Raw genomic sequence first — 16,252 nt, forward strand, 5'->3', positions numbered from 1 at the left:
CAATCGGCGCTAAGCTAGCGGTAGTTGAAAACGCAACTATCCAAGGAGTTCACATGACCACCACTGTCGCCCCCACGCTTTCCGAGCTGACCGGCCAGTACAGCCTTGACCCCGCGCACTCGCGGATCGGCTTCGTCGCCCGTCACGCCATGGTGACCAAGGTGCGCGGTGCGTTCAACGACTTCGAGGGAACGGCCCACCTCGACGGCGACGACCCGAGCCGGTCCACGGTCTCGGTCACCATCAAGGCCACGAGCATCGACACCCGTAACGAGCAGCGCGACGGTCACCTGCGCAGCAACGACTTCCTTGCCATGGAGGAGTTCCCGGAGATCACCTTCGTCTCCACCGCCGCCAAGCAGCTCGACGACACCACCTTCCAGCTGACCGGCGACCTCACCGTGCGCGGCGTCACCCAGCCGATCACCATCGACTTCGCCTTCGAAGGCGCGGCTGTTGACCCGTTCGGCAACCAGCGGGTCGGTTTCGAGGGCTCGGTCGCGATCAGCCGCAAGGACTATGGCATCACCTGGAACGCGGCTCTGGAGACCGGCGGCGTCCTGGTCAGCGACAAGATTGTGCTCGAGTTCGAGATTTCTGCCATCAAGCAGGCCTGATTCTCAAACTCCATGTGCCGGCGGGTATCACCGCCGGCACATTATTGCGTAAATCTGGTTACCGCTGAACTCGCTGATGTTGACCAGGTCAAACCCTTGATGGCTCAACACCTCCGCTGCCGCGAGCACCTGCCGCACTCCGTCGCCACGGAACTTGTTGTAGGTGTAGACCGACAGGTAGCGGTAGGGATAGGCGCGCAGGTCGACCTTGTTTTCCAGAACCGCGGCGGCCGTTATCACGGCATCGGGTGCAGACATGCCAGCCACCCTACAAAAGGGTAGGTTCACCGTGTGGCTCGTCTATCTCTGCTTGCGGTCGTAGTGGCGCTGACCCTGGTGTCCACCGGATGCACCAAACCGCTGCCGGATCCCGTTCCCCCTGTTCCGCCGAGGCCGACCGGGTCCGCGACACCGGGCGCAGAGGTCACGGTGCCGTACCGGCTCAACGTGCTCGACCTGTGCAAGCGGACAGATCTCGCGCCGCTGCAAGACTTCTCGCTGAAGGTGCGCTCGACCGACCCGCGTTCACCCTTCCTCGGCTCGGGTGAGTCCTGCCTTTTCGAGTTTGATCAGGCGAACGGTTTGCCTGCCACGCTTCAGGTTCAGGCGCTGGCCCCGCCCACCGTGGAGGAAGCCAAGCGGATGTACGCCGCCCAGCGCGGCACGCGAATGACCCGCGACACAGCGGTAAGCGGAGTGGGTGAAGAGGCGGAGGGTTTCGCCATCGAGACAGAGCCGAAACCTGGCTTCAAATATGGCGAGTACCGGATCCAAGCGCGAAACGCCAACCTGGTGCTCGACGTCTGGCTGGCCATCGGCGCCGCCGCGTTCATTCCTAAAGAGACGCTCGCCGCGAAGGTGCTCGCCATTCTCAAGAACACCCTCGCGACGGTCGACGACTCCTGGCGCGTCAAATAGCGTTATCCGACAACGGCCTCGGGCCACTTGCCGCCCAGGAGCTTGGAATGGTTGCCCACCTCGCTCCAGAGGTCGCGCACATCGCCAAGCGTGTTGAGGAGCTTCTTGCCGATCTCGGAAAGCAGCGTGAAGCCGTCCTTGACCACCTGCCCGGCGAGGTCGCCCAGCTCGCCCGCGGCCTCGGCGATGCCGACCACGGTCGCCGCCTTGACCACCAGTGCCACCAGGCTTTCCACGAACTTGACGACGATCTCGGCCATCTTGATCGCATAGTCCACATTGGACTTGGCGATGGTGAACAGCCACTTGCTGATGAACTGCGCCTTGGCCACTGCGTCGTCCACGGCGCCCTTCTGCTCGGGCAGCTTGTAGATGCGGTAGGAGGTCGAGGCGTCGCCTGTCCACTTGGCCAGGTTTTCGTTCTCGGGCCGGCTGACCAGGGTCGACATCTCCGAGACCGGCGTCTCGACCTGGCTGATCCAGCGGTAGCTGGCGATGATCAGCGACAGCACCGGAGTCTGATGCTCAATTGCGTAGTTAACTTTCTCGATTAGCTGCTCCAGGGCATCGCGGCATTGGTCCAGCCCGTGCTTGATGTACAGCGCGGCCGCGGCGCCCGCAGCGCCGGCCAGGCTGAACATCCACCACTTGTCCTTGACCTTGCCGACAAGCTCGTTGAACTTCTCGACAGCCTGCTTGATGCCCTCTTTGATCCTGTCGAAGGCCTGGTTGAAGGGATCAACCAGCTCCGCTTCCGACGCCATGCTGTGGTCCTTCCGAAGCAGGTGAGAGTTACGGCCGCCAGATCTGGTTGAGGTCGAGCGAAACGATTTGATCGGCCTGATCGTAGGCAGCCGCGATCTTGTCGAGCGCCCCGCCGATCTGCTCGAACTCGGTTACGGCGCCGCCCAGAGCGGTGACCATCAAGTTCTGGAAGTCGTTGTAGGAGTTGGAATAGATGAGGAAGTTCAGGCCGTCGCCGATGTAGAAAGCCGATCCGGCAAGGTCGAGGCCATCGGCCGACGACTTGATCGGCTCCATCTGACCGGCGAGGCGACGCCACTTGGCTGCCTCGTCGACCACTGCCTCGGTGATGACGACCACCTCTTCGGCCATGGGTTCACTTCCCCTCGTGATTGGCGGCGCGGAAAATGGCTAGAGCCTCGGTGCGCAGCCGACTCGGGTCGGCCGAGGCTATGCGCTCGGCGTCGCCGGTGATGCCGGTGATGGTGGTGCCCTGATGCCGCAGCACGAGATGCCCGTAGGGACTGGGCACCTTGCTTTCCGGCTCGGCGGCTTCCTTGCGCCCGAGGTGGTGCAGCTTCTCATCGAGGTCGTAAAGCTTGTCCCAGGTGGCGCGCAGCCAGGCCCTGTCCTCCTCGGGGGGCGAATAGCTCAGGTCGTCCTGGATCTGCACGGAACGCCGGTGCTCATCGCGCTCGCGCTCATGCTGGCTCTTGCCCTGGTCTTTCACCAGCGCCGCCAGCCCTTCGGCCTCGACAGCGCGGGTTATCGCGGCTTGGTAGGCGGCGAAGAGCGCGGCGGGAAACTCGGCCGGCTTGACCCGGTCTCTCCACTCACGACTGACCTGGATGTCGATGACTGTTGCCTGCCGGTCAACGGTGACCCGGACCGAGCCGGTGCTGTCGGCGCCCTCTTGCCGATCTGGCGGGCTGAAACCGGTGCCGGCGGCCAGCACCGCGGCCCGTGCCTTGCTCTCAAGCTCCGCTGTGCTGCCCATGAAATCCAGGCTGGCGAGTTTGAACTCATCGCCATACATGGCAGGACGCCTCCCCAAGCAATAACAAATCCGTCAACGCGGACACGGTACCTTATCGATGCTTGGATAGGGAGATCGGCAGATCTGAAGGCGTCAGCCGTGCAGGGGAACGCAGATGGTGATGGTGGTGCCCGCCGGACCGCTGTAGATCTGGACGGTGTCGGCCAGCGAGCGGACCACCCACAGCCCGCGTCCACCGGGCTCCCCGGCGCGGGGCGCGGCCATGCCCACCTCGTCGGGGTGGGGGATGCCGTGGCCGACATCGCTTACCTCGCAATAGAGATGGTGCCCGAGCCGCCAAAGCTGCACCCGGCCGCGGCCCCCGCCGTGCGAGACGGCGTTGACGACCAGCTCGCTGGCCATGAGCACGAGTTTGTCGACCTGGCCGCCGGAAGCGCCGTGCCGCATGGCGAACGACGTTGTCGCAGTGCGAATCCTATGCAGGTCACCGCGACGAAACTCGAGATCCACCAGCACTATCCGATCGGAACGCTGTGCAGCATCAGCCATGATCAAACAACCCTCACGTATCGCGCTCTACCCTGCGCGCGGTCGTTTGAAACATTGCCCGGCTACGCCAGCGGATCGTTAAGGAGCTGCTGAAAAGCCAGCTCCGCGGCGCCGATCAGGGCACCGTCGCTGCCCAGGGCGGGTGTGCGCAGGCGGACGTGCTCGCGGGTGGCGGCAAGCGCGATGCTGTTGAGCTTGCTGCGGACCTGGGCCGCCGAGGCGAGGTAGACGTCACGCAGCGTGCCACCGAAGATGACGAGCTCCGGGTTGAATATGTTGACCAGGTTGGCGACTCCGAAGCCCAGCCAGTCACCAACCTGGCGGACAGCGGCTTGCGCGATATGGTCGCCGCGGGAGGCGCGATCCACCACAGCCAGCACCGCTTGCGCGCCGATGTCGGTGCTCTGAGCCAGCTTCAGCAGGGTGTGCTCGCCGATTTCGGTCTCCCAGCAGCCTTTCGAGCCGCATCCGCAGGGGCGGCCGACCGGGTTGACCACCATGTGGCCGACCTCGCCGCCGTAGCCGCCGTGACCGGTGACCCGGTGCCCACCGGCGACTATGCCCGCTCCGACACCGACGTCGCCGTACATGTAGATGAAGTTGTCGCAGCCCGCCGCCACGCCCCGGGTGTGTTCGGCCAGCGCGCACAGGTCGGCCACGTTGGCCACGGCCACCTGGGGAAGCAGCTCCGGCAACCGTTCCCGCAGCGAGTCGGCGATCGGTTCATCGACCGCGCCGCCCAGGTAGGGGCTCAGGTGCACCATGCCGTCCTCACGGCGCACCATGCCGCAGACCGCTATCCCCGCGCCCACACAGCGGCCCTCGCCGGCCATCTGTTTGATGAACGTCGTGATTGGATCGATGGTCCCGGCGATCGAGCCGCGCGGGCGGGGGATGCTGCGCTGGTCGAGCAGGACGCCGCCGAGCCCTATCCGTGCCACGCGGATCTGGTCGACCTCGACGCTGACCGCGTAGGCGTAGATGGACTCGGACATGGCCCGTACCACCAGCGACGGCCGGCCCGCCCGGCCGGTTTCGCGCGGCGCCTCCTCGGTGACCAGGCCGGCTTCGGTCAGATCAGCGGTGAGCGCCCCGATGGTGGAGCGGTTGAGCCCGAGTTCGGAGGTGAGCTCGGCCCGCGAAATCTGGCCACGTTCATGCACAAATCGCAGTAACGCGCCGAGATTCTGACGGCGGATCTCCTCCTGGCTCGGTGCTCCAGCCCGCATGTTTCTGTTGGTGCTCACGGTCACGTGCTTACGGACGCCCGTTTGCGGGACAGTGCATCCACGCTGGCCGCCAGCAGCAGCACCGTTCCGGTGACCACGTACTTGACGCCTGCGGTGTAGCCCATGAGCCCCATGCCGTTATCGATCACGGCCACCACGAGCCCGCCGAGGACCGCGTCCAGGACACGTCCCTTGCCACCGAAGAGGCTGGTGCCGCCGATGACCGCGGCGCCGACCGCATAGAGCAGCACGTTGGAGCCACCCGTGTTGGGGTCGACCGACGCGTTGCGGCTCGCGGCCACGATGCCGCCCACGGCCGCCATCGTGGAACAGATGACGAAGGCCGACATGCGGATCCAGTCCACGTTGATGCCGGCGCGCCGCGACGCCTCGCTGTTACCGCCCACCGCGTAGAGGTGGCGGCCGTAAGCGGTGCGCCCCAACAGGAACGTACCGAGCACCAGGAAGAAGGCGATGACCGGAACGACGATGGGCACGCCTTTGAGCGAGACGATGAGGGCGTTGCGGCTGCGCTCCTGATTCAGCACGGCCACCATGATGCCGAGCAGCACGGCTACCGCGCCGACGCGGAGCAGCACGGTGTTCCACGAGTCGGCCGTCACGCCCTGCTTGCGGCGGGAGATGGTGCTGCGCACCTGAACGGCCGCGTAGCCGACCACGGCGATACCGAAGAAGACCCAGCCCAGCAGCGGGGTGAGGTTCTTCGTGGCCACCGCGATGATGATGGGATCGCGGATCGGGACGATGTTGCCCGCCTTGACCACCAGCAGCACCACGCCCTGGAAGGCCAGGAACGCGGCCAGCGTGACCACAAAGGACGGAATGCCGGCCTTCGCGACCAGGAAGCCGAGCACCAGACCGATGACAGAACCAGTCACGATGGCCAGGCCCATGCTCACGTACCACGGAAAGCCTTGTTGGTCCATCGTCACAGCGAGCACCGCGGCGCAGACGCCGGAGGTGAAGCCGGCACTGAGGTCGATCTCGCCCAGCAGCAGGACGAAGACCAGGCCCATGGCGATGAGGGAGACCTGCGCGGCCTGGGTGAACAGGTTGGCGAAGTTACCTGCGGTGAAGAAGACGGGGCGCATCACGGAGAAGACGACGCAGAGCACGATCAGCCCGGCGACGGCCGGCAGGGCGCCGAGATTGCCCTTACGGATCGAGGCAAGCCACTCGTTCATGCCTGCTGTCCTTCGCTCTTGCCAGACGTGATGAGCTCGACGACCTGGGCGTGGGTGACATCTGTGGTCTTGACCTGAGCGACCATCTGTCCTAAGTAGAGCGCGGCGATGCGGTCCGAGACGGCGAAGACGTCGTTCATGTTGTGGGAGATGAGGACAACCGCCAGACCGTTGTCGGCCAGCGCCCGGACCAGCTCCAGCACCTGGGCGGTCTGGGCCACGCCCAGCGCGGCGGTCGGCTCATCGAGGATGACGAGCTTGCTGTTCCACAGCACGGCTTTCGCGATGGCAACGGTCTGCCGCTGACCGCCGGAAAGGCTCGAAACGGGCTGGCGCACCGTGCTCACCGTGCGCACCGCGAGGCTGTCCAGGGTCTTGCGGGCCAGCTGCTCCATCTCCGGCTCGTTGAGCACCCATCCGCTCGTGCGCTCCCGGCCGAGGAACATGTTCTGGACGATGTCGAGGTTGTCGCACAGCGCCAGGTCCTGGTAGACGATTTCTATACCCAGCTGCGCGGCCTCGCGCGGGCTGTGCACGTGGACCTCGCTGCCGTTGATGAACATCTCCCCACTGTCCATCGGGTGAATGCCGCCGACGCACTTGACCAGTGTGGATTTACCAGCGCCGTTATCGCCGACGAGAGCCGTGACCTCGCCCGCGCGAACACTCATCGCCACATCGCGGAGCACTTGCACGGCGCCAAAGCTTTTGTTGATTCCCCGCAATTCGAGGAAGGGAGCTTGCATGAGGGGGTCCTTCCAGCTCATACCGGCCCCTCCGGGATGGAGGGGCCGGTATGAAGGGCAGCGTACTTACTTGATTCCGGCTTCGGTGCACTTGGCCGCGAAGGCCGCGGTGCACAGCTCCTCCTTGGTGACATAGCCGTCAGCGACGACGTCCTTCACGTTGGCGAAGGTGATGGCCTGCGGCGTCAGCAGCACCGACGGCACCTCACGCTTGGACTCCGGGTCGGTGACCTTGTCCGAGACCGGCAGCTTGGTGCCCTTGGCCAGAGCGATGGCCAGCTCGGCGGCCTTGTCGGCCTCCTGCTTCACAGCCTTGTAGACCGTCATGCACTGGTCGCCGGCGAGGATGTTCTGCAGACCCTGCACGGTCGCGTCCTGGCCGGTCACCGGCACCTTGCCGTTGAGGCCGTTCTTCTTCAGCACGGTGATGGCCGCGTTGCCGAGACCGTCGTTGGCGGCGAGCACGCCGTCAATCTTGCCGCCGGCCTTCGTCAGCATCTGCTCGAAGATGGTGCCACCGGTGTTGTTGTCCCAGCCGGGAACGGACTCGTCCCCGCCCTTGGTGTATTCCTTGCTCTCGAACTTCGGCTTGATGACACCGTCGTAGCCCTGCTTGAACAGAGTGGCGTTGTTGTCGGTCGGGGAGCCGTTGAGGTAGGCCACCACCGGGTTGGCAACCTTCTTGTCGGCCAGGCACTTGACCAGGCCCTCACCCTGAAGCTTGCCCACGCCGACGTTGTTGAAGCTCACGTAGTACTCGGCGGAGCCGTTGAGCGTCAAGCGGTCGTAGTCGATGGTCGCGACGCCCTGGGCCTTCGCCTTGTCGAGAACCGCTTTGCCAGAACCGGAGTCAAGGTTAACGATCATCAAAACGTTGACGCCGCCGGTGATCATCTGGTCGGCGATGGTCTGGAAAGCGTTCTTGTCGTCCTGGGCGTTCTGGATGTCGTAATCCACGCCGGCCGCCTTGAATGCGGCTTCAAGGTATTTGCGGTCAGCGGTCTCCCAGCGGACGGAAGACTTGCTGTCGGGGAGAATCACCCCGATCTTCGGCTTCTTAGGCGTGCTGCCCGGGGTTTCTGTCTCTTTGCCGCAGCCGGCCAGACCGCCGATGGCCAGCAAGGCCGCGGTCATAGCCAGGATCGTCTTGCGCATGTTTGCTCGATCCTTTCGAGGGGGACTTGCAAGGCAGGTATGTGTGCTTTGTGACGGGTCACACAGGGTTTTGTTGTGAGCGACAACGTATGTGCGTGGCGCATATTTCCGCAAGCCTTGGGTTTGTTGTCGGCGATAACAATTCAGCAACGCGGCCGTTACCTGACCGCCACCCCTGGGTAATTGACCTGCTATGACGTATCCACGCGACGAGGAGCGGCTCGACCCGGACGCGGAAGGGCTGCCCTCGGTCGCCGACGACACCTCCACCGCCTTCGACGAGCCGGAGGGGCGGATGCGTGACGATACAGCGCCCGCGCTGCCCTCCGACGAGCCGCTCGGCCTGGACCATTACGGCGTGACCGCGGCAGAGGCGGCGCACCGGGAGCCGCTCAAGGCGCGGCTGCTGCGCGAGGAGCCGGAAGTGGACGCGCGGGACATAGACGACACGATCGACTCAATCGACCTGAACGAGCCACCATCGCGACGGATCGGCCGTCTGGAGGACACGGACTCCCAATCGGTCGCCTACGAGACGGGCGAGACCCTGGGGCTGTCGGCGGAAGAGGCCGCCATGCACGAGGTACCAGAAGAAGGGGAAGAGGACGACCAATAGCCGTCCCCTTCCACGGGTTTCGGAGTTACTTGTCCAGATCGCTGGTCTTTGTCAGCTTCCAGGTGACACCCTTGTTGTCCTCGGGCGTCAGCGTCAAGGTATTCGTGCCGCAGTCATACTTTGCCTTGCCCAGCAACGGGTCCACGTCGACCACACCGCCGGTCTGACTGTTGGTGGCGTTGTCCACCACGCTGGCGATCGGAAGGTTGTCGAACGGCTTGGCCTTCAGCGGCTCGGTCAATTCGAGCGTCACCTTGACATCGCCCCAGTTAGCCTTGCCGACCGGCTCCCACGCCCCGTTGAACGAGGTGGCGTCGCCGGTGCGGATCTGGCCGGTGGCCTTGCCCGTGTGCACGAACTGACCCTTGACGGTGGTGCCCATTGCCGTTCCGCTGAACATGATTGGCTGCATGCCGGTGAAGTCGACCTCGGTCTGGCCGGTGGCGGCCACCTTCACCTTGACCCCGCTGCCGCCGCTGGCGCTCCCGCTGCCCAGCGGGCCACCGGCGACAACGCTCGCCTCGGTGGTCTGCCAGTTGCCAACAACGCAAGCGGCCACGGGACCACCGGCGACCGCGGTGGGGGCGGCCGTCGACGGCGAACTGCTCGGTGTTGTGGTTCCTGTCCCGGCCGCGCAGCCTGCCACGACCAAAGAGGACAGCAAAGTTACTACTACTCGCATGCTTCTGCGGTACCCGATAGGCCCCGCCAGAAACATGCGCCGCTCACCCCGCCCGAGCCACCGCGATGGTGCTTGAACTACGCTGGCCCGCTTCGTAGAACATGTACTCCACGCCGCCGTCCGTGCCAAAGGAGGGCGCGGCGGCGCGGCCGTTGTCGGGAGCGCCGCTCAGCGAATGGTGGAACACGCCGAGGTAGACCTTGCGGTCGAAGCTGTTGCCCACCTCGCTCAGGTGCATGTCGCCGCCGTCGCCGTGGTAGGCGACATAGCAGGTGTTGTTGCGCTTCAACAGATATGGCGCGCTGATCTGGGTCTGGCCCGCGTCGGAGGGCCACAGCAGCGGGGTGGTGGCGAACTGGAAGGTCTTGCCGGTGCTCGACCATCCCCAGAAGATCCGCCGGGTGCCGCCCTGATTGCCCATGAACAGCATGACGTATTTGTTGCCCAGCCCCGGAATCTGGTGCTCGAAGACCCGCGCATAGGAGACCTCGCTGGTACCCGGGACGACGCCGGTGTGCAGGACGACGCCGTGGTAGGTGAAGTCGATGCCGTTGGTGGACCACGCCATCCGGGTGGTCGTGTTCTCGCCGTGAAAGTAGAGGTAGAACTGGCGATTGTCGGCGTTCCAGATGACGTGCGGGGAGGAGACGTGGCTGACCGAGTAGTGCGGCGACCAGTTGTTGGAGATGATCGGGTTGCTCGGGTACTCGGTGAACTGCCCGCCAAGGGAGTTGCCGTAGGCCAGGCAGATGCCACCGGGCGCGTCATGCGGGGCGTAGTAGAGGTAGTAGCGGGCTCGCGGAGCGGTGATCTTGTCGTAGACCCCGCGGATGCACGGGAAGATGAGCTCGTTGGTCGGGTTGTAACGCAGGTTCGCCTTGGTGAAAGCGGTCCCGATGTATTGGTAGGTGGGGAATCCGGCCGGGCCGGCCAGGGCGGGGGAGCCGGGAAGCAGCGCGCCCGCGGTGAGGCCGGCGGCCCCGGCGAGCACAGCGCGTCGATCGATCATGGTAATCCTCCCTACGGTGGGTAACGGTGAGTTTCGATCCGCCGGGCCGTCATCGTCAAGGGGCTAATACGAATTAGTAAACACTTTGGGTCTTGACAGCGGATCTGCCCTGCCCGCACGATGGCATCTCACTGAAAACTAATGCGCATTAGTTCGCGATGATTGGACACAGACCGTGACCGGTGCAGGGCGCAGGCGGGTGACGCAGCAGGACATCGCCCGGATGACAGGCGTCAGCCAGGCGACCGTCTCGATCGTCCTCAATGGACGGTCCGAGGGCGAGGTGCGGATAGCGCCGGAGACGCGTGACCGGGTGCTGCGGGCGATAGCCGAAACCGGATACGTGGCCGATCCCGTGGCCCGCCGCCTCGCCGCCGGGCACAACCGCATCATCGGCGTCTTCACCTACGAGTCCGTCTTCCCGACCAGCAACAGCGACTTCTACCACCCGTTCCTGGTCGGCATCGAGCAGCGCGCCGAATCGCTGGGCAGCGACCTGCTCCTGCTGACCAGCGCGCCGGTCGTCGACGGGCGCCGGCGCATCTTCCACGAGGGCAACCGGCTGCGCCTAGCCGACGGCTGTGTCCTGCTTGGACGGTCGCTCGACCGGGAAGAGCTGGCCCGGCTGCTCGCCGACGGCCTGCACTTCGTCTCGATCGGCCGCCGCGACGACGCGGGCGGCCCGGTCCCCTACGTCGGTGCCGACTACGCGGCCGCCGTCTCCGCCCTCGTCCACCGGGCAGTGCGGTTGGGCCACACCAATCTGGCCTACCTCGGCCACGGCGGCCCGGCCGAGTCGTGGGCCGACCGCATGCGTGGCTTCACCGACACCGTCTCTTCACTTGGCGTGCAAGGAATCCACCTACCCCCCGCCACCCCTGCCCCCGCCGCCGTGGGAGGCGTGGGCGGTGGGGTGGCGGAGGTTTGGGAGAGGGTGCGGGCGGCGGGGGTTACCGCGGTGTTCGCGGAGGATCACGCCGACGGGGTGGCGCTGTATCAGCATGCGAAGCAGCTGGGAGTGCCGCTTTCCATTGCCACGCTTGGCGAGCCGATGCGGCCCGGCAACGAGTCCAATGTGGAGTTCAGCGGGTTCCGCATTCCGCGGCAGCGGATGGGCGCGGAAGCGATGGACGTGCTCACGGCGCTGATCGAGGGAAATCCGACGCAGACCCAACGCCTGCTGGAGTGCGAGCTCGTGGTGGGCGAAACGCTGGTGGAGAGGAAGTGACAATGCGAGCCGAAATCCTCGTGATCGGGGGAGGCCTCGGCGGTGTGGCCGCAGCGCTGGGCGCGTTGCGGGCGGGCCGGCGGGTGGTGCTCACCGAGGAGTTCGACTGGCTCGGTGGACAGCTCACGAGCCAGGCCGTTCCGCCCGACGAACACAGCTGGGTGGAACAGTTCGGGGTCACGGCGAGCTATCGCGCGTTGCGGGAGGGGATCCGCGACTACTACCGGCAGCACTATCCGCTGGTCCCGGCGGCCCGGGCGTGGCGGGAGCTGAATCCGGGCGGCGGGCACGTGAGCCGGCTGTGTCACGAGCCGCGGGTGGCGGTGGCGGTCATCGAGGCCATGCTCGCGCCCTACCGAGGCTCGGGCAGGCTTACCGTCCTGCAGCCGTACCGGCCGGTCGCGGCCACCACCGAGGGCGATCGCGTCACGTCGGTGACCGTCGAGCATCGCGACACCGGGCGGCGGCTGACGCTCGAAGCGCCCTACATCCTCGATGCCACCGAGACCGGGGAGTTGCTGCCGCTCACCGAAACCGAGTACGTCACCGGATTCGAGTCGCAGCATGACACCGGTGAGCCGAGCGCGCCCGACACCGCCCAGCCGATGAACATGCAAGCGGTATCGGTCTGTTTCGCCATCGACCACGTCGACGGCGATCACACCATCGATCGGCCTGCCTCCTACCGTTTCTGGCGCGACTACCAGCCGCCGTTCTGGGGCGACAAACTGCTCTCGTTCCGGTCGCCGAACCCGCGCACGCTCGGGATCAGCGAGCGCAGCTTCACCCCGAACCCCGATGACGACCCGCTTGCCGTGGTCGCTGATCAGCGAGTCAACCCCGGCGACGGGAACCTGTGGACGTTCCGGCGGATCGCCGCCCGCAAGCTGTTCACCGAAGGCGCCTACGAAAGCGACATCTGCCTCGTCAACTGGCCGATGATCGACTATTTCGAAGGACCGGTTATCGACGTGCCTGATGCGGCCATCCATCTGGCACGGGCACGTGAGCTGAGCATGTCGGTTCTCTACTGGCTGCAGACCGAGGCCGGCTTCAAGGGGCTGCGCCTGCGCGGTGACGTGACCGGCGGCGCCGACGGGCTGGCCCAAGCGCCCTACATCCGCGAGTCGCGGCGCATCAAGGCCGAGTACACCGTGGTCGAGCAGGACCTGTCGCTGGCCGTACGCGGCGACAAGGGCGCGGTCTGCTACCCCGACTCGGTCGGCGTGGGCATGTACCGCATCGACCTGCACCCCTCCACCGGCGGCGACAACTACATCGACGTCGGGTCCTGCCCCTTCGAGATCCCGCTGGGCGCGCTGATTCCGCAACGCGTGGAGAACCTTCTCCCGGCCGGGAAGAACATCGGCACCACCCACATCACCAACGGCTCCTATCGGCTGCACCCGGTCGAGTGGAACGTCGGTGAGGTCGCGGGCGCGCTCGCGGCCTACTGCCTGGCCAACACCACCAGCCCGCGAGCGGTCCGCAACGATCCGCAGCAGCTCGCGGCCTTCCAAACACATCTGATCCGGGATGGCGTGCAGCTGCGCTGGCCCGATATTTCCGGCTACTGAGTTGGAGACCCGATGAAAATCCGCGCCACCGCCCTTGCCCTCGCCGGGCTCTTAGCGCTGACGGCGTGCGGCGGCAAGACCGAGGAGCCGGCCGCCGCCGGCCCGGTATCGCTGCGCATGACCGTGTGGACCTCAAACGAAGCGCACCTCAAGCTCTTCAACGAAATCGCGGCCGCCTACCGGGCCGAGCACCCGAACGTGACCGAGATCAAGTTCGATCCGATCCCATTCGAGAGCTACACGACCACGCTCACCACGCAGATCGCCGGGGGCAACGGGCCGGATCTGGCTTGGGTGCTCGAAAACGCGGCCCCGGACTTCGTCTCCAGCGGCGCGCTGGTTCCGCTCGACGGCTATGACACGAGCGATCTGGTGCCCGCCGCGACGAAGCTTTGGCAGAAGGACGGCAAGCTCGTCGCCTACCCGTTCTCCACGTCGCCGTTTGGCGTCTTCGTCAACAACGATCTGCTCAAAGCGGCCGGGCAGCCGACCGCCGCGGAGCTTATCGCCCAAGGCAAGTGGACTTGGGACAACGTGATCGCTGCTGCGACGGCCGTGAACACGAAGAGCGGCAAAGCCGGTCTGGTGGTACGCGACTTCGACTACAAGGGATGGGACAACCTCTCCACGGTCTGGGCCGGCTGGGGCGCCGAGGCGTGGAGCGCCGACGGTAAGACTTGCGGGTTCAACAAGCCGGCCATGGTCGAGGCGATGACCTTTCTGCACCGGGCCATCTTCACCGGCAAGGCGCTGCCTGGACCTGGTACCACGGCAGACTTCTTCGCCGGAGACGCGGGCATGACGATTACCCAGATCTCCCGCGCCTCGCTGCTCAAGGATGGCAAGTTCGGCTGGGACCTGGTGCCCCTGCCGAGCGGGCCGAAGGGCAACTATGCGGTCATCGGGCAGGCCGGGCTCGGCGCGCTGAAGAAGGGCCGCAATGCCAAGGCGGCAGCCGAATTCCTCACCTACTTCACCAACGCGGCCAACTCCGCCAAGCTCGCGGCCTACTTCCCGCCGCCGCGCAAGTCTCAGCTCAACGCCGAGACGCTGGCCAAGACCAACCCGCTGCTCAAGCCGGATCAGCTGCAGAAGGTCGTGGTCGACGGGATATCCACCGGCGTGGTCAAGCCGAGCCACAGCGGTCAGGCCGAGATAGCTCAAGCTGTTCGGGCCGCGCTCGACCCGCTGTGGAAGGCCGACGCGAACGTGACCGCGGTGCTGGACGGGGTCTGCTCGAGCATCAACCCGCTCTTGGCCAAATGACGAAGAAGCCGTTCTGGACGGGACGCCGGCGGGACCATCTCGCCGGCTACCTGTTCGTCGCTCCGCAGCTGCTCGGCTCGATAGTTTTCGTCTTCGTGCCGCTGGGGCTGGTCTTCTGGTACAGCCTGCACGAGTGGAACGTGCTGGCGGACACGTTCGACTTCGTTGGCGCGCAAAACTATCAGGCGCTGGCCGACGACCCGAAGCTGCCGGGTGTGCTTGCCGCGACCGGCCTGTTCTCGGTCGGGCTGGTCGCGCTCAACCTCAGTCTGGCCCTGCTCCTGGCGGTGCTCCTCAATCAGCGCTTGCGTGGCACCATTTTCTTCCGCACCGTGTTCTTCTCGCCGGTCGTCGTCAGCCTGGTCGCGTGGACGATTGTGTGGGGATTCCTGTTGCAGGACAACGGCGGCATCAACGGGATGCTCGGCGCGATCGGCGTTGACGGGCCGAACTGGCTGCGCGGGGAGACCACGGCGATGGTTTCCGTGGTGGTTGTCCAGGTCGTGAAGAACGTCGGCCTGAACATGGTGTTGTTTCTGGCCGCGCTGCAAGGGGTACCCGCCAATCTCTATGAGGCGGCAAAGGTCGACGGCGCCGGTCGATGGCGGCAGTTCCGCACCATCACCGTGCCTCTGATCAGCCCGACAATCCTGCTCACGATGATTATCACCGTGGTGGGGTCGCTTCAGATCTTCGCGCAGATCGCGGTGCTGACCCAGGGCGGGCCGGGCACCTCCACCACCGTGCTGGTCTACTACCTTTACCAGCAGGCCTTCCAGTTCCACCATTTTGGTTACGGGGCAACACTTTCCGTGCTGCTCTTCGCGATCGTGCTCGTGCTGACGGTGGTGCAGTGGCAGCTGCGCAAGAAGTGGGTGTTCCATGAGTCTTAGAGCCAAGACCGCGGTCTATGGATTGCTCTGCGTGCTGGCGCTGCCTTTCCTCTTCCCGACCTGGTGGATGGTCACCTCGTCGGTGAAGCCGCTGAGCGAGGTCTTCGCCTTCCCGCCCACGCTGTTTCCGAGCTCGGTCAGCTTCCAGGCCTACCGCGACGTGTTCACCTTGCAACCCTTCGCGCAGCAGTACTTCAACAGCATGTACATCGCGCTGGCGGTGACCGTGGGCACGCTCGCGGTGTCTTCCCTGGCCGGTTACGCCTTCGCCCGGATCAGGTTTCCCGGTGCGAACGTGTTGTTTCTGGTCATCCTGACCGGATTGCTCATCCCGAGCGAGGTGACGATCGTGCCGCTGTTCCAGATGTTCCACTCGTGGGGCATGATTGACACCCATTGGCCCCTTATCTTGGTACCAATCCTAGGCGCGCCAAGCGTTCTGGCCACCTTCATCATGCGCCAGTTCTTCCTCGCCCTGCCGGGCGAGCTGGAGGAGGCGGCCCGCATGGACGGCCTGGGCCGTTTCGCCATCTTCAGCCGGATAGCGCTCCCGCTGGCCCGGCCCGCCCTGGGCGCGGTAGCCATCTTCACGTTCCTGCACAGCTGGAACCTTTATCTGGAGCCGATCGTCTTCCTGTCGACCGCCGAGAAGTTCACGCTGCCGCAGGCCCTGACCCAGTTCGTCGACGCGTATGGTGGCCCGATGTGGAATGTTCAGCTGTCGGCGGCCTCGCTGACCGCCATCCCGGTGCTCGTCATTTTCGTCATAGCGCAACGCCAGTTCATCGAGGGCCTCGCACACACCGGGCTGAAGGGCTGAG

The 16,252-nt window shown here is 65.3% G+C and carries 19 protein-coding genes; 8 read left to right on the plus strand and 11 right to left on the minus strand.

The genetic code is table 11. The annotated features are described in order from the left end of the window. Nucleotides 1-53: 53 nt before the first annotated feature. Nucleotides 54-617 (plus strand): YceI family protein, encoded by a 564-nt coding sequence (locus Rhe02_RS33040; RefSeq protein ID WP_203912357.1) that lies wholly within the window; start codon nucleotides 54-56, stop codon nucleotides 615-617. A gap of 27 nt (nucleotides 618-644) precedes the next feature. On the opposite strand, the gene Rhe02_RS33045 is transcribed toward Rhe02_RS33040, so the two are convergent. Beyond that, a complete protein-coding gene (locus tag Rhe02_RS33045; RefSeq protein ID WP_203912358.1) occupies nucleotides 645-875 on the minus strand; it encodes a transcriptional regulator in 231 nt (76 codons plus the stop codon). A gap of 33 nt (nucleotides 876-908) precedes the next feature. On the opposite strand from Rhe02_RS33045, the gene Rhe02_RS33050 reads away from it, so the two are divergent. Beyond that, nucleotides 909-1,535: a hypothetical protein gene (locus Rhe02_RS33050; protein WP_203912359.1), complete on the plus strand. Its 627-nt coding sequence runs from the start codon at nucleotides 909-911 to the stop codon at nucleotides 1,533-1,535. A gap of 2 nt (nucleotides 1,536-1,537) precedes the next feature. Here Rhe02_RS33050 and Rhe02_RS33055 read toward each other — a convergent pair whose 3' ends face one another. The 8 genes from Rhe02_RS33055 to Rhe02_RS33090 form a co-directional block, all read right to left on the minus strand. Further along, a complete protein-coding gene (locus Rhe02_RS33055) occupies nucleotides 1,538-2,299 on the minus strand; it encodes a hypothetical protein (protein ID WP_203912360.1) in 762 nt (253 codons plus the stop codon). 28 nt (nucleotides 2,300-2,327) lie between these two features. Then, complete coding sequence (locus tag Rhe02_RS33060) at nucleotides 2,328-2,651, minus strand: hypothetical protein (RefSeq protein WP_203912361.1); 324 nt, start codon at nucleotides 2,649-2,651, stop codon at nucleotides 2,328-2,330. 4 nt (nucleotides 2,652-2,655) lie between these two features. Continuing rightward, on the minus strand, nucleotides 2,656-3,315 hold the full coding sequence (locus Rhe02_RS33065) for a hypothetical protein (protein ID WP_203912362.1): 660 nt from the start codon (nucleotides 3,313-3,315) through the stop codon (nucleotides 2,656-2,658). Between the two features lie 93 nt (nucleotides 3,316-3,408). After that, a complete protein-coding gene (locus Rhe02_RS33070; protein ID WP_203912363.1) occupies nucleotides 3,409-3,825 on the minus strand; it encodes an ATP-binding protein in 417 nt (138 codons plus the stop codon). A 62-nt stretch (nucleotides 3,826-3,887) separates the two neighbouring features. Further along, the gene (locus tag Rhe02_RS33075; RefSeq protein ID WP_203912392.1) at nucleotides 3,888-5,054 is read right to left on the minus strand and encodes an ROK family transcriptional regulator; all 1,167 of its coding nucleotides are present in this window, start codon (nucleotides 5,052-5,054) and stop codon (nucleotides 3,888-3,890) included. Between the two features lie 20 nt (nucleotides 5,055-5,074). After that, nucleotides 5,075-6,259, minus strand: a complete 1,185-nt coding sequence (locus tag Rhe02_RS33080) for a sugar ABC transporter permease (protein WP_203912364.1) — start codon at nucleotides 6,257-6,259, stop codon at nucleotides 5,075-5,077. Next, the gene (locus Rhe02_RS33085; RefSeq protein ID WP_373320744.1) at nucleotides 6,256-7,005 is read right to left on the minus strand and encodes an ATP-binding cassette domain-containing protein; all 750 of its coding nucleotides are present in this window, start codon (nucleotides 7,003-7,005) and stop codon (nucleotides 6,256-6,258) included. Before Rhe02_RS33085 ends, Rhe02_RS33080 begins: the two co-directional genes overlap by 4 nt. Before the next feature lie 66 nt (nucleotides 7,006-7,071). Next, nucleotides 7,072-8,160: a sugar ABC transporter substrate-binding protein gene (locus Rhe02_RS33090; RefSeq protein ID WP_203912366.1), complete on the minus strand. Its 1,089-nt coding sequence runs from the start codon at nucleotides 8,158-8,160 to the stop codon at nucleotides 7,072-7,074. 193 nt (nucleotides 8,161-8,353) lie between these two features. Between Rhe02_RS33090 and Rhe02_RS33095 the strand changes: the two genes are divergently transcribed. Beyond that, a complete protein-coding gene (locus Rhe02_RS33095; RefSeq protein WP_203912367.1) occupies nucleotides 8,354-8,776 on the plus strand; it encodes a DUF5709 domain-containing protein in 423 nt (140 codons plus the stop codon). Between the two features lie 25 nt (nucleotides 8,777-8,801). On the opposite strand, the gene Rhe02_RS33100 is transcribed toward Rhe02_RS33095, so the two are convergent. Both Rhe02_RS33100 and Rhe02_RS33105 read right to left on the minus strand, forming a co-directional pair. Next, entirely contained in the window at nucleotides 8,802-9,458 is a 657-nt protein-coding gene (locus Rhe02_RS33100) for a hypothetical protein (RefSeq protein ID WP_203912368.1), read from the minus strand. Nucleotides 9,459-9,501: 43 nt separating this feature from the next. Next, on the minus strand, nucleotides 9,502-10,467 hold the full coding sequence (locus Rhe02_RS33105) for a glycoside hydrolase family protein (RefSeq protein ID WP_203912369.1): 966 nt from the start codon (nucleotides 10,465-10,467) through the stop codon (nucleotides 9,502-9,504). Between the two features lie 199 nt (nucleotides 10,468-10,666). Here Rhe02_RS33105 and Rhe02_RS33110 point away from each other — a divergent pair, with 199 nt between their 5' ends. The 5 genes from Rhe02_RS33110 to Rhe02_RS33130 are packed head-to-tail and all read left to right on the plus strand — an operon-like array spanning nucleotide 10,667 to nucleotide 16,251. After that, the gene (locus Rhe02_RS33110) at nucleotides 10,667-11,695 is read left to right on the plus strand and encodes a LacI family DNA-binding transcriptional regulator (protein ID WP_239124215.1); all 1,029 of its coding nucleotides are present in this window, start codon (nucleotides 10,667-10,669) and stop codon (nucleotides 11,693-11,695) included. Nucleotides 11,696-11,697: 2 nt separating this feature from the next. Next, complete coding sequence (locus Rhe02_RS33115; protein WP_203912370.1) at nucleotides 11,698-13,272, plus strand: FAD-dependent oxidoreductase; 1,575 nt, start codon at nucleotides 11,698-11,700, stop codon at nucleotides 13,270-13,272. Nucleotides 13,273-13,284: 12 nt separating this feature from the next. Continuing rightward, nucleotides 13,285-14,538: an ABC transporter substrate-binding protein gene (locus tag Rhe02_RS33120; RefSeq protein WP_203912371.1), complete on the plus strand. Its 1,254-nt coding sequence runs from the start codon at nucleotides 13,285-13,287 to the stop codon at nucleotides 14,536-14,538. Next, nucleotides 14,535-15,431, plus strand: coding sequence for a carbohydrate ABC transporter permease (locus Rhe02_RS33125; protein WP_203912372.1), 897 nt, complete (start codon nucleotides 14,535-14,537; stop codon nucleotides 15,429-15,431). The genes Rhe02_RS33120 and Rhe02_RS33125 overlap by 4 nt, the downstream gene beginning before the upstream one ends. Then, nucleotides 15,421-16,251, plus strand: a complete 831-nt coding sequence (locus tag Rhe02_RS33130; protein ID WP_203912373.1) for a carbohydrate ABC transporter permease — start codon at nucleotides 15,421-15,423, stop codon at nucleotides 16,249-16,251. The genes Rhe02_RS33125 and Rhe02_RS33130 overlap by 11 nt, the downstream gene beginning before the upstream one ends. The last annotated feature ends 1 nt before the right edge of the window (nucleotide 16,252 follow it).

The organism is Rhizocola hellebori (assembly GCF_016862955.1).
GTDB classification, from domain to species: Bacteria; Actinomycetota; Actinomycetes; order Mycobacteriales; family Micromonosporaceae; genus Rhizocola; species Rhizocola hellebori.

What these genes read in the sequence shown, in the direction of transcription:
- Rhe02_RS33085 (WP_373320744.1), bottom strand. Translation starts at nt 7,005, where the DNA reads ATGCAAGCTCCCTTCCTCGAATTGCGGGGAATCAACAAAAGCTTTGGC.
- Rhe02_RS33130 (WP_203912373.1), top strand. Translation starts at nt 15,421, where the DNA reads ATGAGTCTTAGAGCCAAGACCGCGGTCTATGGATTGCTCTGCGTGCTG.
- Rhe02_RS33075 (WP_203912392.1), bottom strand. Translation starts at nt 5,054, where the DNA reads ATGCGGGCTGGAGCACCGAGCCAGGAGGAGATCCGCCGTCAGAATCTC.
- Rhe02_RS33060 (WP_203912361.1), bottom strand. Translation starts at nt 2,651, where the DNA reads ATGGCCGAAGAGGTGGTCGTCATCACCGAGGCAGTGGTCGACGAGGCA.
- Rhe02_RS33045 (WP_203912358.1), bottom strand. Translation starts at nt 875, where the DNA reads ATGTCTGCACCCGATGCCGTGATAACGGCCGCCGCGGTTCTGGAAAAC.
- Rhe02_RS33120 (WP_203912371.1), top strand. Translation starts at nt 13,285, where the DNA reads ATGAAAATCCGCGCCACCGCCCTTGCCCTCGCCGGGCTCTTAGCGCTG.
- Rhe02_RS33125 (WP_203912372.1), top strand. Translation starts at nt 14,535, where the DNA reads ATGACGAAGAAGCCGTTCTGGACGGGACGCCGGCGGGACCATCTCGCC.
- Rhe02_RS33040 (WP_203912357.1), top strand. Translation starts at nt 54, where the DNA reads ATGACCACCACTGTCGCCCCCACGCTTTCCGAGCTGACCGGCCAGTAC.
- Rhe02_RS33095 (WP_203912367.1), top strand. Translation starts at nt 8,354, where the DNA reads ATGACGTATCCACGCGACGAGGAGCGGCTCGACCCGGACGCGGAAGGG.
- Rhe02_RS33090 (WP_203912366.1), bottom strand. Translation starts at nt 8,160, where the DNA reads ATGCGCAAGACGATCCTGGCTATGACCGCGGCCTTGCTGGCCATCGGC.
- Rhe02_RS33055 (WP_203912360.1), bottom strand. Translation starts at nt 2,299, where the DNA reads ATGGCGTCGGAAGCGGAGCTGGTTGATCCCTTCAACCAGGCCTTCGAC.
- Rhe02_RS33115 (WP_203912370.1), top strand. Translation starts at nt 11,698, where the DNA reads ATGCGAGCCGAAATCCTCGTGATCGGGGGAGGCCTCGGCGGTGTGGCC.
- Rhe02_RS33100 (WP_203912368.1), bottom strand. Translation starts at nt 9,458, where the DNA reads ATGCGAGTAGTAGTAACTTTGCTGTCCTCTTTGGTCGTGGCAGGCTGC.
- Rhe02_RS33080 (WP_203912364.1), bottom strand. Translation starts at nt 6,259, where the DNA reads ATGAACGAGTGGCTTGCCTCGATCCGTAAGGGCAATCTCGGCGCCCTG.
- Rhe02_RS33105 (WP_203912369.1), bottom strand. Translation starts at nt 10,467, where the DNA reads ATGATCGATCGACGCGCTGTGCTCGCCGGGGCCGCCGGCCTCACCGCG.
- Rhe02_RS33065 (WP_203912362.1), bottom strand. Translation starts at nt 3,315, where the DNA reads ATGTATGGCGATGAGTTCAAACTCGCCAGCCTGGATTTCATGGGCAGC.
- Rhe02_RS33070 (WP_203912363.1), bottom strand. Translation starts at nt 3,825, where the DNA reads ATGGCTGATGCTGCACAGCGTTCCGATCGGATAGTGCTGGTGGATCTC.